This window comes from Nocardioides flavescens, assembly GCF_009823805.1.
In the GTDB taxonomy this organism is placed as follows: Bacteria; Actinomycetota; Actinomycetes; order Propionibacteriales; family Nocardioidaceae; genus Nocardioides; species Nocardioides flavescens.
Window position 1 is genome coordinate 90,307 of record NZ_WUEK01000003.1, and the last position, 15,909, is coordinate 106,215.

Here is a 15,909-nt window from a genome sequence, read left to right on the forward strand (position 1 = left end):
GGAGGAACACTGTGACCATGCCTGAGCCCGAGCTCGTGACCGGCGGCCTACGCTTCCCAGAGGGCAGCCGCTGGCGCGAGGGGCGCCTCTACTTCTCCGACATGCACACCGGACAGGTGCTCGCCCTCAATCCCGAGACCACCGAGCTCGAAGAGATCGCCAAGCTCGACGGCCAGCCGAGCGGACTGGGCTGGACCCCCGACGGGGACCTGTTGGTGAGCTCGATGCTCGACAACACCGTCTACCGCGTCGGGGCGGACGGGTCCCTGACGGTCTGGGCCGACGTCTCGGACCTCACGCAGTGGCCCACCAACGAGCTCTGCGTCACCCCAGACGGCCACGGCTACCTCGGCGGCTTCGGCTACGACTTCTACAACAACGCACCGGCCGAGCCCGGCCCGGTCCTGCACATCCGTCCAGACGGCACCGCCGAGCCTGGGGCGGAGGGGTTCACCTTCCCCAACGGCACCGTGCTGCTGCCGGGCACCCGCACACTCGTGGTCGCCGAGACCTGGGGCCACTGCCTCACGGCGTTCGATCTCGACGACGAAGGTCGGATGACGAACCGCCGCGAATGGGCTCCGCTGTGGGCCGACAGCACCGCCGATGGCATCGACGTCGACGCGGACCACGGCGTCTGGGTCTCCTCGATCCTCGAGCACAAGTTCGTGCGCGTGGTCGAGGGCGGCGAGATCACCCACGAGGTCTCGGTGGGCGACGAGCTCGCCGTCGACTGCGCAGTCGGTGGCCCCGACGGCCGGACGCTGTTCATGTCGACGTCGAACAGCTGGCAACCCGCCGAGACCACGGTGCGCGAGGGCAAGATCTACCGGATGCGGATCGAGGGCTAGCCCGTGGACATCTCCTTCTTCCTGCGTCACGTCCACGGTGACGTGGCCCGCTTCGACCCCGACCGCCCGGCCCTGAGCCTCGAGGACGACGAGCCGGTGACCTACCGCCAGCTCGGGGAGCGGACCCATGCCTATGCCCGCGAGCTGCTCGACCTCGGGGTCGGGGCGGGCGACCGGGTCGGGATCTTGATGTACAACAGCGTGGAGTACTGGATCGCCTACTTCGCGATCACCAGGATCGGCGCCATCGCAGTGCGGCTCAACTTCCGCCTCGGGGTGGAGGAGCTCGACTACGTGCTCAACGACTCCGGCGCCATCGTGCTGCTCGGCGACGGCGAGCTGTTGGCTCGGCTCAGCAGGCTGCGCTCCGTGGTCCCGGTGCGCCACCACGTCGCCTTCGGTCCCGAGGAGGACCGGCCGTCCTGGGCGCAGCCGTGGAGCCACCTCGAGCGCGGCGACACCGCGCCGCTGGACCTCCCGCTGCCGACGGCTGAGCAGGGCGCGATGATCATGTACACCTCGGGTACGACCGGCCGGCCGAAGGGTGTCCTGTGGTCTCACGGCACCACGACGTGGTGGGCCGCACTGCAGGTCATGGAGTGGCGCTTCGACGAGAGCTCCGTGACGATGGTGACTGGCCCCCTCTACCACATCGGCGGGCTGGAGAACTACGTCCTCCCTACCCTCGCCATGGGCGGCCACGGGGTGATGCTCCGCAGCAAGAACTTCGACCTCGGCCGCACCCTCGACCTCGTCGAGCGCCTCGAGGTGACCGACCTGCTGCTGTTCCCGGTCATGATCAACCAGCTGGTCGAGCGTGACGCGGACGAGGTCGACCTGTCGTCGCTGAGGCGGATCTTCACCGGTGGCGACGCGCTGATGCCGTCGGTCTGCGAGCGCCTGGAGCATCGCGTGCCGGGCGCCGACCTGATCCAGCTGTACGGCCTGACCGAGGGCACGCCCATGGCGACGTGCTCGGCTCCGGGGATGGGCTACGCCCGCCCCGCCAGCGTCGGTCGGGCGTACCCGTTCGTCGAGGTGTCGGTGCGCGACGACGCCGGTGAGCCGGTCGCCCCCGGCACGGTCGGTGAGATCTGGACCCGCAGCCCGGCGAACTCACTGGGTTACTGGAACAAGCCCGAGGCCACGGCAGAGACCTTCACCGACGGCTGGTGCCACACGGGCGACCTCGGACTGGTCACCGACGGCACCTTGTCCATCGCCGGGCGCAAGAAGGACATGATCCGCAGCGGCGGCGAGAACATCTCCCCGGCCGAGATCGAGGACGTGCTCCTGCGTCACCCCGCGGTCGTGGACGCCGCCGTCGTCGGTGTCCCGGACCCGGTCTTCGTCGAGGCGGTCTGCGCCGTCGTCGTGATCAACGACGTCCCGGTCACCGAGGAGGAGCTGGTCGAGCACTGCCGCTCGCACCTCGCCGGGTTCAAGAAACCCCGCCGGGTAGTCTTCGTGACCGAACTGCCCCGCACGCCGTCTCAGAAGATCCAGAAGTTCCGGCTCCGGGACATGATCGCCACCGGAGCCATCGCCGGGTCCTGACGAGACCGGTCGCCGGGCCGGGACAGCTGGAGAGGGGGTGGGACCGTGCCGGCAGAACGTCGCAACGGACCCGAGACCCGTCAGCAGATCATCGACCAGTTCAGCGAGCTCGTCGCCGAGCACGGGTTCGAGGTCGCGAGCGTCTCGATGCTGGCCACCGCGCTCGGCATCAGCAAGGGCACGGTCGTCCACCACTTCCCGTCCAAGAACCTCATCATGGCGGAGGGGCACCAGCAGTACATGGAGCGCCGGGTGCGCGAGATGTACCGCGTCCTGGAGCGAGTGCCCGAGACCGAGCTGCAGCTCGCCGCGATGATGTACACGATCATCCGGGCGCATCGCGACGACCGACCCGGCACCATTTCGTTCCTGCGCGAGCAGTCGCGATTCCCGTTCGGCGGCGATGTCCAGGCGATGCGCACCCTGCGCAACGAGTTCAGCTCGATCATGACCGGGATCCTGCGGCGTGGGCAGATCGCGGGCGCCTTCGACTTCGAGGACGTCACGCTCACGTCGTTCCAGATCTTCGGCATGTGCAACTACGTCTGGACCTGGTTCCGTCCGCACGACCCGATGTCGGTCGAGGACGTCGCCGCGGAGTTCGCCAGCAACACCCTGCGCGGTCTGAGCGCGGGGTCGGGCGAGAGCCGCGGGCGCACCGTGTCCGAGCTGCTGGCCTTCTTCAGCGACTTGGCTCCGGCGCTCGAGCCGTCCTACCCGCGTCGTCCGCCGTCCGAGGACAGGCAAGCAACGCGCGGACTCTGAGCCATCCCCTACGTCGGGACGACGCCCATCGCGGCGACCCGCTCGGCGGCGCGGCGGCGGTCGGGCACCTCGAGCTTGCGGAGCACGCCCTGCACGTGGTGCTTCACGGTGTGCACGCTGACGAAGAGCCGCTGGGCGATCTCGTTGTTGTCGAGCCCCTCGGCGAGCATCGTCAGCACCTCGCGCTCGCGGGGGGTCAGCAGGGCGACGGCCCGCTCGGCCTCCTTGCGGGCAGTGACGTCCTCTACGGTCAAGACGAGCAGGTCGGCCGCGAGACCGGAGCGGACGGGGCGCTGCACCGTGGAGGTGACCCACGCGATCGAGCCGTCGGGCCGCGCGCAGCGCCAGTCGGCGACGGTGGGTGAGCCGCCCGCCACCTGCCGGGCGAGCTCGGTCCGGTGCGCCTCCCGGTCGTCGGGGTGGAGGACCTCGCTCAGGCTGTCGAGCTGCAGGAGCTCGTGGTCCGATCGGCCGACGATCTCCTGGAACCGGTCGTTGACGCGGAGCACACGCCCCTCGGGCGTGACGTGGGCGATGCCGGCCGAGGAGCCCTCGAGGGCGTCGAGGACCTCGAACCAGCTCGCGTCGAGCTCCTCGACGCGGCGGGTGATGTCGCGGAAGTGGACGGTCGAGCCGCCCACCTCGGGGTCGTCGGACAGGTCCCGGACCACGACCTCGAGGTGACGCCAGCCCCCGTCGCGGTGCAGCACCCGGAAGACCATCGGGACGGCGGGGCCGGGGGTCGCGACCGCGTCGAGCATGGCGTCGATCATCGGCTCGACGTCGTCGGGGTGGACCAGGTCGATGGTCACCCGGCCCGTCATCTCCTCCGGCGTCCAGCCGAGCACGTCCGAGACCGACGGGCTGATGTAGCGCAGCGTCCCGTCGGCCTCGTAGAGCGCGACCACGTCGGGGGAGTGGTGCAGCGGGTGGCGCGACCAGCTCTGCTCGAGCGCCGGGGGCACCTGCCGGTCGGAGTCGTAGGTCATCCTCGCCAGACCTTGGGCCACTCCGTCCGCGTCGTGGGCGGGCGAGACCGCGACGACGGTGACGGAGGCCTCGAACGGCGCGCCCTCCTTGGGCTGCAGCCGGAGCCGGCCCTCGAAGGTCCCGGTGCGCCGCTGCTCCGCGCGCGCCGCCTCGACGCGCTCGTCGGTCGGGTCGAAGATCGAGATGCCGCCGCTCAGGATGTCCTCGCGCGAGAGCCGCAGCTGGTAGCGGCAGGTGGTGTTGGCGTCCAGGATCCCGGTCCAGTCGGGGGTGAGCAGCACGACCCGGTCGGCGGAGAGCTCGGGCACGGAGTCGTGGTGCTCGTCGATGATCCGCCCGCCTGTCGTGTGGTGCCGCTCCGGCCACGCGGTTCGCGCGGAGATCGGGACCCTTGAGCGTATCCAGGACTCGCTACCAGGGGTGGACGGACGCGCACAACATGGGTCCCCTGGCTAGTACCCGACCGGCGGGGTGCGCACCCAGAATTGCTAGGACAGCACGACTGCGGGCCACGGGGTCTGCCGCTGCCTCTGTCGTCCCTCGGAAAGGTCCGTCCATGCTGCGGCGTCTCGCCCTCTGCCTCGCCCTGCCCGTCGCCGTGTCGACGACGAGCCTGCCGTTCGTCTCCGTGCCGGCGTACGCCGCGACCACGCCCGTCCCGCTCGTCACCCAGATCGCCGCCGAGCCCGTCTCGGTGAACGCCGCGGAGTTCCGCCGCCACCTGTTCGTCGCGGCCGACGTGGCCCGGCTCTCCGACCCGGCGCACACCTCCGACCTCCTGGCCGAACGGGTGCTGCAGCACGTCTACGCGCTCGACCCGTCGGCCGACCCGGCCGCCGCGGCCACGGCGGTCCAGGGCCTCGTCGCGGGCGCGGCCTCCGTCACCGGGCGGGCGTTCGACTCCCGCATCACGCGCACGATGGTGCTGTTCCAGAGCGCCGCCGCGGCCGACCGCGGCCCGCTCGCCGCCACGCTGCAGCGCGCGACCACCGAGGTGGTCGCGCTGACCGCCCAGGAGGTCACCCGGGTCGCCGCCGACACCTACGCCGAGAGCGCGCTCGGGGCGACCGGCGACACCGAGTCGCGGCTGCTCGCCTCCCCGACGTTCGCGCCCGCCTCGGTGCTGCGTGACAGTGCGGCCCTCGCCGACGGCAACAGCCGGTTCGCCACGGCCCGCGACCGCGTGTGGCAGAGCGCCACCGGCGTCTCGGTCTCCGCCACGAGCGCGGTGCTGCTCACGACCGCGCCGCGGCTGAAGGACAACCCCGACGTGCAGGCGCTCGCCGCGCTGCGCGACCAGGCGGGCAACCTCACGACCACCGGCGGTGCCATCGCCGGGACGCCGCGCGACCCGGCGCCGCACACCATCGGCGCCGCCATGGCCGACCTCGGCCAGGCGCTCGCCACCACGCAGGACGTCGCCGCCTCGGGCGCGGGCGGCTCGACCCCGGTCGACCCCGCGAGCGCCCAGGAGTCCGAGGACGCCGTCGAGGACGCCCGCGACGCGGAGACGACGCTGGCCCTGCAGACCGGCTTCCTGACCGGGGGCACCAGCGCGGCCAAGGACATCGTGGAGCAGGCCGGCGCGGTCGCGACCCAGGTGACGCTGCTGGCGATGGCCTTCAACGACTTCACCTCCGCCGACATCGGTCGGGCCGCGCTCTCGGGCAACGCCCTCGGCGTGGTCATGACGCTGCTGCCGCTGGTGCTCGAGTGGACCGGTGCGGTCGGTCCGTCGGCCGAGGATCTGGTCATGGCCCAGCTCGACAACATCTCGGCGCAGATGGCGGAGTTCCAGAACGCCGTGACCAGCCAGTTCACGCTGGTCTTCGAGGGTCTCTCGCGGGTCTCGGCCCAGCTCGACGACATCTCCCAGAAGCTCGACCGCGCCGTCATCGACATCGAGCAGGCGCGGGTGCAGATCGGCCAGATGTACGACACCCTCAACCGGCTGCAGGGCTCGCTCGACGCCGTGCAGAACAACCTCCTCGAGGCGCTGCGCAACGGCACCAACTCCCAGCTGCGCCAGACCATCAACTCGGCGCTGGGCTACTCCGAGCGCAACGGCACCGCCCTCCCGCTGGCGGCCTTCAACGACGCCGCGGCCTACCTCCACACCTTCGCGACGGTGACGGCCCGGCACAGCCCGGAGCTCAACACCGACCGGCCGTCGTACGACGTGCAGAACGACGCCAACCAGCTCAGCACCGGCATCGCCAGCAACGTCCACTTCCTCGACCAGGTGCCCGCGCAGCGCGGCTGGACGACGGGTCGTCTGTCCGGGCTCACCGGTGACGAGCCGCAGCTGGCCAACATCGACGACTTCGTGCTCGCCTCGAGGGCCTACGCCCAGCTCATGCTCGAGAACCCGCGCTACGTCAGCGCCGGCTACCGCCGCTGGCTGAGCGACATCCAGCAGCTCGGCGCCCCGCTCGCGTCCCTCACGTCCGCCGTCTCCACTGCGGACACGACGGCGGGGACGCGCAGCACCCTGCTGAACCACCTGGTCTGCGCCCGCACGAGTGCGGCGTTCGCGCCGGCCGGCACGCCGTGCCAGGCGCCGAGCGAGGACACCCCGCCGGTCGATGCGCTGGTGCGGCAGGCCGTGCAGTCGCTGTCGGCCGTGGTGCCGGGCTACGACGGCCCGGGCAACCGCACGGTCACCGCGCCCCTCGCGGCGCAGGGCCGTCCGAGCTTCGACCCCTTCGTCGACGGCTCGTCCGATGTCTCCGACCTCTCCGGGCTGTGGCCCACGCTCCCGGGCCGCGGCCAGGTCTCACAGTGCGCCGCCCCGGCGGGCACGACGCAGACGGCCCTCGGCACGATGGAGCGCCCGGCGTCGCTCACCCCGAGCTCACAGGGGGTCCCGCAGGTCTACCAGTGGGCCGACCGGATGGGCCTCGGCACGCTCGACGTCTGCTACAAGACCACGACCCGCTCGACCCGGGTCACCGCGTGCCAGTTCGGCACGCAGTGGATGCTCGTCAACCAGATCGCCGGCACGGGCTGCTCGAACGTCTTCTGGGACCCGGGCGTCGGGAAGGCCAACGTCTGGGGCGTCGCGACCACGGTCGGCTACGAGTACGACGACACGGCGTTCGTGTGGACCTGGACGCCGGTCGACGCCGCCGGGGTCCGGGGCGCACCGGTCTACGTGCAGAGCCTCGTGCGCCGCGGTGCCGCCGACGCCACCGCGCCCGTGGGCCCGTGGACGTCCGTGCCCGCGGGCGCCTACGACGACGCCGGAGCCGTGCAGACCTACGTCAACGCCGACCTCGTCGGCACCAACCTCGGCACGAGCAAGACCTTCTACGAGCTGACGAACGTGAAGACCGTGCCCAGCTACCGGGCTCCGACGACGGCCGCCAAGGTGCGGCTCGAGTGGGGTGACCTCACCAGGGCCGGTGCGTCCGCGTCCTACCAGGGCAACCGCGCCGCGATCGACCCCGGGGGCGTGCTCGACCAGCCGATCGCCGGCCTCGACCCGACGCTCTCGACCGCCTCGGCGCCGTACGCCCGCACCTGCACCGCGTCGGAGCGGGCCACGGCCGGGCTGTGCGAGGTCGGCGCCGACGGCACCACGCGCATCCTGACCCAGGCGAGCGCGGCGAGGGCGGCGCAGACGAGCATCGACAGCCACCTCGTGACCCAGCAGGCGGACGTCTACCGCGGGCTGCTCCGCGGCACCCAGACCGCAGGCAACACCGCCTCCGGTCCGCTCCACGACGCCCTCGTCCGGCTCGACGGGGCCAACGCGATGCTGGGCAGCTTCCTCCAGCTCGGCGCCAGCGGAGCGCTCCGCCGGCACGACCTCACGGCGCTCCCGGCGAGCCTGGTCGGGTCGAAGGGGCTGGTCGACGCCCTCAAGGCCGAGCTCGCGAAGACCGTCGCGGGCCGGGCCGGCACCGCTCCGGGTCGCCTCGTCACCGACGTGGTCGACCCCGACGCCCTCGACCCGCTCGACGGCCTGCTCCCGCTGCCCGGCTCGGTGCAGCGGGCCCGGGCGGCCGGCAGCCCGGTGACGGTGGGGCCGGTGCTCCCCGCGCTCCTGTCGACCAACGACCAGCTGACGCTGACCGCGATCGCCCTGGGTGCGCCGCCCTCGGCGGCCACGACGCCCACCACGACTGCTCCGACCCCGACCCAGACCCCGCCCGTCGTGACGGGCCCGACCCTCCCGGCGGCCCCGCTCGCCTTCGGTGCCGGGTCGGTGCCGCGGGCGAAGGTCGGCCGGCGCTACGAGGTGCGGATCGCGGTCGGAGGTGGCACCGGCACGGTCCGCTGGACCCGCCAGGGCCGGCTGCCCGCCGGCCTGCGGGGGCGTCCGACCGCGTCCGGAACGGCGTTCCTCGTCACGGGGCGTCCGACGCGGACGGGTCGGGTCACCTTCGTCCTGACCGCGACCGATGCGGCCGGCGTCCGGGTCAGCCGGAGCTTTACGATCCGGGTGCGCTGACGCGCCTCGGTACGGCGGTGTGACGGCGCTGGGGGGAGCGCGACGGGAGCCCCGGACCTTCGTGGTCCGGGGCTCTTCGTCTGCCTGGGGGTGGTTGACGTGCGCAGGTGTGAGCGCTCACAGTGGTGAGCGTCACATCCTGTCTCGGAAGGAACACCCATGAATCTGCGTCGAGGAACGCGCGGTCTCGCCGCCGTGACCGCGCTCGGCACGGCCGCGGCGGCGCTCGCCCTCACGAGCGCCAGCCCCGGTGCCCAGGCCGCGACCCCGCAGGGCGGCCAGGTCATCGCCAACGGCGGCTTCGAGGGCGGGCTGTGGACCGCCAACGAGACCGGCGAGGTCTCGGTCGTCGCCGACCCGGTCGACAGCACCAACCGCGTGATCCGGGCGACCGGCCGCGCCACGACCGGGTCCGGTCCGGGCATCGAGCTCGGCGGGCGCATGTCCGCCGGCACGACGTACACACTCTCGTGGCGCGTCTTCTACGACGGCGCCGACGCCCCCGCCACCAAGAGCTTCAACGCCACCGCCCGCTACGCCAGCGCCCAGAAGGACGAGTACGGGCCCTACAACCTGCACGTCAACCTCGTGCAGGCCGCGGGGGTGGCCAAGGGCGCGTGGCGCACGGTCACCGGCGAGTTCACGATCCCGGCCGACCGCACGGACGTCTCGCGGTTCCGGCTGTTCTTCGAGACCCCGTGGACGGCCAGCCCCTCGCCCACTGCCGACCTGTTCGACTTCATGGTCGACGACGTCGTGCTGACCGAGAAGGGCACGACCCGCAACCTCGTCTCCGGCGGCACCTTCGACGACCAGGCCGTCGCGCCCTGGACCACCCGCGGGGCGGCCTCGGGCATCGCGGCGACCACGACGGACAAGGCGTCGGGCAGCTCCAGCCTGCTCGTCTCCGGACGCACCGACTCGACCAGCGGTGCGGCCCAGTCCGTGCCGGTCGAGCCCGGGGCGACCTACGACGCGTCGTTCAAGGTGAAGTACGCCGACGCCGCGGCCGCGGGCAGCGTGCCCTTCGCGCTCACCGCCGACTACGGCTCCGCCACCGGCGGCGCGCAGTACGTCGTCCTCGGGAGCAAGGCTGTCACCAAGGACGCGTGGACGACCGTCACCGCGTCGTTCACCGTGCCTCAGCGCGACGTCCGCTCGCTGCAGCTCTTCGTCGAGAACGGCTCCCAGATCGCCGGCTTCCCGACGTCGTTCTGGCTCGACGACGTGAGCGTGACCAAGACCGGCGGCAGCACTACCCCGCCCCCGGCGCCGACGTACACCGACGACCTCGAGCGCACCGCCAACACCGCGACCGACTTCGGCGCGTTCGCCAAGACCCCGGGTCGCGGCAACCCTCTCGTGACGCAGAACTTCGGCGCCGACCCGTGGGCGATGGAGTACGACGGGCGGCTCTACGTCTACACGACCAACGACACCCAGGAGTGGGCCGACTACCTCGACAAGGGACAGTCCAACGACTACGGACGGATCAACCAGATCAACGTCTGGTCGAGCGCCGACCTGGTCAACTGGACCAACCACGGCGGCATCGACGCGGCGGGTCCCTCGGGCCTGGCCAAGACGGCCAACAACTCCTGGGCCCCGGCCGCGGTGCACCGCACCGTCGACGGCAAGGAGAAGTTCTACCTCTACTTCGCCAACTCCGGTGGCGGCATCTACGTGCTCACCGCGGACTCGCCGGTCGGGCCGTGGACCTCGCCGCTGCCGGGCGCGCTCGTCAGCTTCAGCACGCCGGGGGTGCGCGGCAACACCAACCCCGAGGCGCGCGACGTCATCTGGCTCTTCGACCCGGCGGTCCTCATCGACGACGACGGCGAGGGCTACCTCTACTTCGGTGGCGGCACCCCTAACGACGACCCGGACACGCCCGTCAACGAGCAGAACGACCCCGGCACCGGGCGGGTCATCAAGCTGGGCGACGACCTCATCTCCGTCGAGGGCGAGGCCCAGCTCGTCGACGCCCCGTCGCTGTTCGAGGACTCGGGCATCCACAAGGTGGGGGACACCTACTACTACTCGTACTGCTCCAACTTCGGCAACGACGACCCGCGCACCGGCAACGGGGTCATCAACTACATGAAGTCCGACAGCCCGATGGGGCCCTGGACCGAGGACACCTACGTCGGACGGGCGTTCAACAGCCAGGCGTCGTTCTTCCCGAACACCGGTGGCAACAACCACCACGCGGTCTTCCAGTTCGGTGGCGAGTGGTTCATCACCTACCACGCCGCGACGCTCGACGTCGCTGCCGACGGCAGCAACAAGGGCTTCCGCAACGCCCAGATCGACCGCATCGGCATCGCGGCCGACGGCACCCTCACGCCGGCGAAGGGCACGTGGGAGGGCCCCGGCCAGCGGGGCACTCTCGACCCGTACGCCGGCCCGGTCAGCGCGGAGACCATCGCGTGGCAGGCCGGCACCCGGCAGGGCTTCGACGGCAGCTCGTCGTTCGCGACCTCGGTGCCCTCCTCGATCCTGACCAGCGTCGACGACGGCGACTGGACCTCGCTGTCGCAGGTCGACTTCGGTGCGGCGGGGGCGAGCCGGGTCACCGCCGACGTCCGCTCGAAGGCCGGCGGCACGATCACGGTGCGGACCAGCTCGAAGCGCTCGGACGACGACGTCGTCGCCGTCATCGACGTGCCGGCGGCCACCGGCACCACCACCGACGCCGCCACCTGGACGCCGCTCAGCGCTGACCTCCCCGCCGGTGCGCTCAGCGGTGTGGAGGACGTGTGGTTCACCTTCGCCAGCGCCGACGGGAGCACTCCGGGCGAGGACCTGTTCGACGTGCGGTCGTGGACCTTCACGAGCGCCCGGCCCACGCCGGGCACGGAGCCCGGCACGCCCGGCACCGCGACACCGACCGTGCCGACCGTCCCGACGACCCCGGCCCCGCCGGTGGTCGCCACGGGCCCGTCGGTGAAGGTCAAGGCGAAGGGTGCGGTGCGCGTCGGCCAGCGGGTCCGCCTCGTCATCACCTCCGACTCGGGCGCCTCGGAGGGCCGGGTGCGGATCGCCGGCCGCACCTACCGCTTCACGCTCCGCGACGGCCGGGCCGTGGTGAGGGTGGCGTTCCCGAGGGCCGGCAAGGTCAAGGTCGTCGTCCGCATCGGTGGCGACAAGACCGTCGAGCGGGTCCGCGTGAAGCGCCGGTGACGCGCGGGATCTGAACCACGACGCCGGCGTCGGGGGCGACCGCTCCCGGCGCCGGCGTCGTGCTGTCCCCGGGGGCCGGGTAGGGCGTCGGGCGTCCTAGGATCAGCGCCCGGCGGGGGTCGCCACGAGCGACACGAGGGGGAGTGGGCCCATGCAGGCACGGTGTGACGAGGCACCCGCAGGTGGCCTGAGCCGGCGCGGCCTGCTCACCACGGCAGGTGCTGCGGGGGCGGCCGGCGCGCTCGCCGGCGGGCTCGGCGGCTCGGTCGCGCTGGCGGACGCGGTCACCGACAACCATGCCCTGCTGGCACGCTTCGCCGGGCTCAGGTTCGGGATGGTCAACCACTTCGGGATCGGGACGTTCACCGGCGAGGACAGCGCGGCGCCCGGGCGACCCCCGACGACGTTCGCGCCGACGCAGGTCGACTGCGCGCAGTGGGCGGCCGCGGCGAAGGCCGCCGGCATGACCTACGGCGTGCTGACGGTCAAGCTGCCCGACGGCTTCGCCCTGTGGCCGAGCGTCTGGAGCACCCAGAACGTCGCCAACAGCGGCTGGACCCAGGACGTCGTGGCGGCGTACGTCGAGGCGTTCCGCGCACAGGGGCTGCGCGTCGGCTTCTCGTTCTCGATGTGGGACCGCACCCAGCCGGTCGAGGCCTACGACGGCAGGTCGGTCACCGACCCGCGGGCGAGCGTCACACCGGACGACGTCGACTTCGTGCTCGGCCAGCTCGACGAGCTGCTGAGCGGCTACGGCGAGATCGACCTGCTGGTCACCGAGAAGTGGGCCGACCGCGCGGGCCAGCGGGCGATCAGCGTGCAGGCGGTGCGTGAGAAGGTCCGCGCCCTGCAGCCGAACTGCCTGATGATCGACCGCGGTGCGCTGTCGGTGCCGTGGCTGGGCGACGCCGTCTACTTCGAGGAGCCGATGGGCATCCGCGCCCCGTCGGGCAACACCTTCGCCGCGGTGCAGGGCCAGACGATCGCGAGCAGCTGGCTGTGGCGCACCTCGACGCCCACCGAGTCGCTGGTCTCGGCGTCCACCACCGTCAGTCGCCTCAAGGAGCTGGAGGGCAGGTACACCTCGCTGCTGCTCAACTGCCCGCCCAACCGCAACGGCCGTCTCGACACCAACGTCGTGAACCGGCTCGCCGAGATCGGCCGCAGCTGGAAGCCCAACACCGCGCGTGCGGCCCTGCCGACGCAGCCGGTCAAGGTCGAGTGGCCGGTCGTGCCCGTCGCGGCGTGGGCCACGGCAGCCCGCGACGGCGAGGGTCCTGGCAACGCGATCGACGGGCGCAGCGACAACGGCTGGGAGACCTGCTGGTCGACGTGGACCTCCGGCAACCCGAAGACGGGCCCCTTCGCCCTCCCGCAGAGCCTGGTCGTCGACCTCGGCGGCACCTGGAGCGGGATCTCCGCGGTGGAGTACCTCCCCAAGCAGTGGGGCCGCCAGAACGGCACCGACGGCGACGTCACCAAGGCGGCGATCTCGACCAGCGTCGACGGCGTGAGCTGGACGAAGCGGGCCGACGTCTCGTGGGCGGCCGACCGCAACGCCAAGCTCGCGACGTGGGCGCCGGTGACGGCTGCCTACGTCAGGTTGGAGGTCCTCGCCGGCAGCGGCAACTACGCCAACGTCGGGGCGGTGAAGGTCGGCGGCACGAGCAGTGCGCCGGTCCTGCTGTCGCGAGGCGCGCTCGACGGTCTCACGGTGCGACTGGTGCAGGCGGCCGGGGGCCTGAGCGCCCAGGTCGGCGGGGCGGGGCTGGTGACCGGGGGTGGCGCCGCGGCGCGTCAGCTGTGGCGACTCGCCTCGACCGGCGACGGATACTGGACGCTCGAGGAGACGGCCTCCGGCCAGCTCCTCGAGGTCGCCGACGACGCGCGGGCCGCGGGCACCGCCGTCCGCCTCGGCGACGACGCCGACTCCTACCGCCAGCACTGGGCCCTCACGACCGTCGCCGCGGGCGAAGCCGTGCTCACCAACCGCTTCTCGGGGCTGGTCATCAGCACCGCGGGCGCGGTGACCGGCACCGGCGCTGGGCTCGTGCAGGGCGTCCCGGCCGCCGGGCAGCGGGCCCAGCGGTGGTCGCTGCAGGTGCAGCCGGTCGACGGCACAGCACCCGCCGCGGCCTCGCCGTCGACCCCTGGCGTGCCGTCCGCGGCACCCGTCGTGGCGCCGACGCTGAACCGGGTCCGGGTGCTCGCGAAGCGCCGCCGCCGCACCGTCGAGGTCACCGTCGCGGCCGCCGGCGCCACCCGGGTCGAGGCTCGGCTCAGCGTCACGGGGGCGGTGGTCTCCCGACGCACCGCCGCACCGGGCGGGGCGCCCAGCGTCGTGCTGCGCCTGCCCGTGCCCCGCACCCTCGGCCGGGCCCGGGCCACCGTCGTCGTCAAGGTCCGCGGCACCGGCGGGATCGTCGTGCTCAAGCGCAGGGTCGTCGTGCCGCGACCCACCGGCGGGGCCGCGTCGTGAGCGCGGCCTCCGAGCGGCTGGTCTCCGCCGACGCGCTCGCCCACCCGATGGGCGCCGAGGCCGACGACCCGCTGCGCACCACGTCGGTCGCCCTCACCGAGGTCGGCGGCGTCACCGTCGGTCTCTGGTCGGCCGGGCCCGGCGTCGACGTGGACGTCGAGACCGACGAGGTCTTCGTGGTGCTCGAGGGTCGCGGCACCGTGACGTTCGAGGACGGCAGCGTCCTCGCGCTCGAGCCCGGTGCCGTCGTACGACTGCGGGCCGGGGACCGCACCACCTGGGAGATCACCGAGCGGCTGCGCAAGCTGTACGTCGCCTGACGGGTGGGGGGCCGATCGGACAGGTTGTCGACGTTCGGCGGACACGGCGGCCGGGCGGGGCGACTGTGGTGGGACACCCCCAGAGCCCCCGAGGAATCCTGTGAACCTGCGTCCGGTGCGGCTCTCCGCACTCCTCACGGCAGCCGTCGTGGCTGTCAGCACCCTCGGCTCGACCCCGCCGGCCGTCGCCGCGGCCACCAGCAACCCGAGCGCCGACCTCGCCTTCGTCACGACAGACCCCGGCGGTGGCTACAGCGTGCGCACCCTCAGCGCGACGGGCATTGAGGCAACGGTCGCCAGCGGGCCCAGCCTGTCCCCCGGTCTCGCTCTCGACCCGGCCGGCACCGTCTACTGGAGTGGCTACGACACGGTGTACGCGCTCGACGAGGGTGGGACCACGCCCACGGCGATCGCGACCGGCTTCCTGAACGCGCAGTACCTCACGGCGGACCGATCGGGCGACCTCCATGTCGTCGACCAGGGTGCGGGAACGGTCTCCAGGATCGCCGCCGGCAGCCGCGCGGTCACCACCATGGTGCCGGGCCAGTCCGGTGTCACCCCGGTCGCGGTCGCCGTGGAGGCCGACGGCGACCTGCTGCTCACCCGGCGACTGTCGGGCGGGAGCGACCTCGTCGAGGTCCCCGCCGGGGGAGGACCCACGCGGGTGGTGGCGACGACCACGCGGATCTGGTCTGGTGTGGCCGTCGCGCCCGACTCCAGCGTGTGGGTCGCCGAGACCTACACCCCGCAGCTGCTCCACATCGACGTGAGCACCGGTGCGACCCTGAGCTCCGTCCCGCTCCCCTCCATCGTCTTCGGCCCCGGTGTCGACGCTGCCGGCAACGTCTACGCCGGTGCCGGGCCCGACCTCTACGAGGTTACCGCCGGGACGTCGGTCGCTCCGGTGCTCCGCTGGCAGGGCGGCGGCGGTCTCGTCGGGACCGTGGCCACGCGACCGGCGCGGCCCGCTGTGACACCGCTGCCGAACCCCACCCCCGACCCGCGGCCCGGGCCCGACCCGACGCCGACGTCCTGGCTGAGCCCGGTCGTCACGACGGCGAAGGCGAGGGTCCGCCTCGGGGTCATCGTGGTGCGCGCCGAGCACCTGGTCCCGGGGGAGGCCTACGAGATCCGGCTGCGCGGCCGGACCCGCTCTCGCGGCACGGTCGCCCCCGACGGCACCGTCTCGGTGCGGATCACGCTGCCGTCGCGGCTCGACGGCGTACGTCGGGTCAAGGTCATCGGTTCGACCTCCGGGCGCATCACGCGGGCCTTCGAGATCGGCTGGCGCCGCGGCTGAAGATGCCG

General features: G+C 72.6%; 9 protein-coding genes. 8 read left to right on the plus strand and 1 reads right to left on the minus strand.

Features of this window, described 5'->3' with window-relative positions:
• The first annotated feature begins 17 nt into the window (after nucleotides 1-17).
• Genes GRQ65_RS05595 through GRQ65_RS23830 form a run of 3 tightly spaced genes read left to right on the plus strand, consistent with a single transcriptional unit; the run spans nucleotide 18 to nucleotide 3,173 of the window.
• Nucleotides 18-851 (plus strand): SMP-30/gluconolactonase/LRE family protein, encoded by an 834-nt coding sequence (locus GRQ65_RS05595; protein ID WP_160876063.1) that lies wholly within the window; start codon nucleotides 18-20, stop codon nucleotides 849-851.
• A 3-nt stretch (nucleotides 852-854) separates the two neighbouring features.
• The gene (locus tag GRQ65_RS05600; protein WP_160876065.1) at nucleotides 855-2,408 is read left to right on the plus strand and encodes an AMP-binding protein; all 1,554 of its coding nucleotides are present in this window, start codon (nucleotides 855-857) and stop codon (nucleotides 2,406-2,408) included.
• 45 nt (nucleotides 2,409-2,453) lie between these two features.
• Nucleotides 2,454-3,173 carry a TetR/AcrR family transcriptional regulator gene (locus GRQ65_RS23830; protein WP_160876067.1) on the plus strand — a complete coding sequence of 240 codons (720 nt, stop codon included), beginning with the start codon at nucleotides 2,454-2,456 and terminating at the stop codon, nucleotides 3,171-3,173.
• 8 nt (nucleotides 3,174-3,181) lie between these two features.
• Here GRQ65_RS23830 and GRQ65_RS05610 read toward each other — a convergent pair whose 3' ends face one another.
• A complete protein-coding gene (locus GRQ65_RS05610; protein ID WP_160876069.1) occupies nucleotides 3,182-4,471 on the minus strand; it encodes a PAS domain S-box protein in 1,290 nt (429 codons plus the stop codon).
• Between the two features lie 248 nt (nucleotides 4,472-4,719).
• On the opposite strand from GRQ65_RS05610, the gene GRQ65_RS05615 reads away from it, so the two are divergent.
• The 5 genes from GRQ65_RS05615 to GRQ65_RS05635 all read left to right on the plus strand — a co-directional run bounded on the left by GRQ65_RS05615 (nucleotide 4,720) and on the right by GRQ65_RS05635 (nucleotide 15,901).
• Nucleotides 4,720-8,619: a hypothetical protein gene (locus GRQ65_RS05615; RefSeq protein WP_160876071.1), complete on the plus strand. Its 3,900-nt coding sequence runs from the start codon at nucleotides 4,720-4,722 to the stop codon at nucleotides 8,617-8,619.
• 159 nt (nucleotides 8,620-8,778) lie between these two features.
• Nucleotides 8,779-11,802: a carbohydrate binding domain-containing protein gene (locus GRQ65_RS05620; protein WP_160876073.1), complete on the plus strand. Its 3,024-nt coding sequence runs from the start codon at nucleotides 8,779-8,781 to the stop codon at nucleotides 11,800-11,802.
• A 151-nt stretch (nucleotides 11,803-11,953) separates the two neighbouring features.
• A complete protein-coding gene (locus GRQ65_RS05625; protein WP_160876075.1) occupies nucleotides 11,954-14,281 on the plus strand; it encodes an alpha-L-fucosidase in 2,328 nt (775 codons plus the stop codon).
• Nucleotides 14,278-14,601, plus strand: a complete 324-nt coding sequence (locus GRQ65_RS05630; protein ID WP_337191509.1) for a cupin domain-containing protein — start codon at nucleotides 14,278-14,280, stop codon at nucleotides 14,599-14,601. Before GRQ65_RS05625 ends, GRQ65_RS05630 begins: the two co-directional genes overlap by 4 nt.
• Before the next feature lie 100 nt (nucleotides 14,602-14,701).
• Nucleotides 14,702-15,901 (plus strand): NHL repeat-containing protein, encoded by a 1,200-nt coding sequence (locus tag GRQ65_RS05635; protein ID WP_237447790.1) that lies wholly within the window; start codon nucleotides 14,702-14,704, stop codon nucleotides 15,899-15,901.
• Nucleotides 15,902-15,909: the final 8 nt, after the last annotated feature.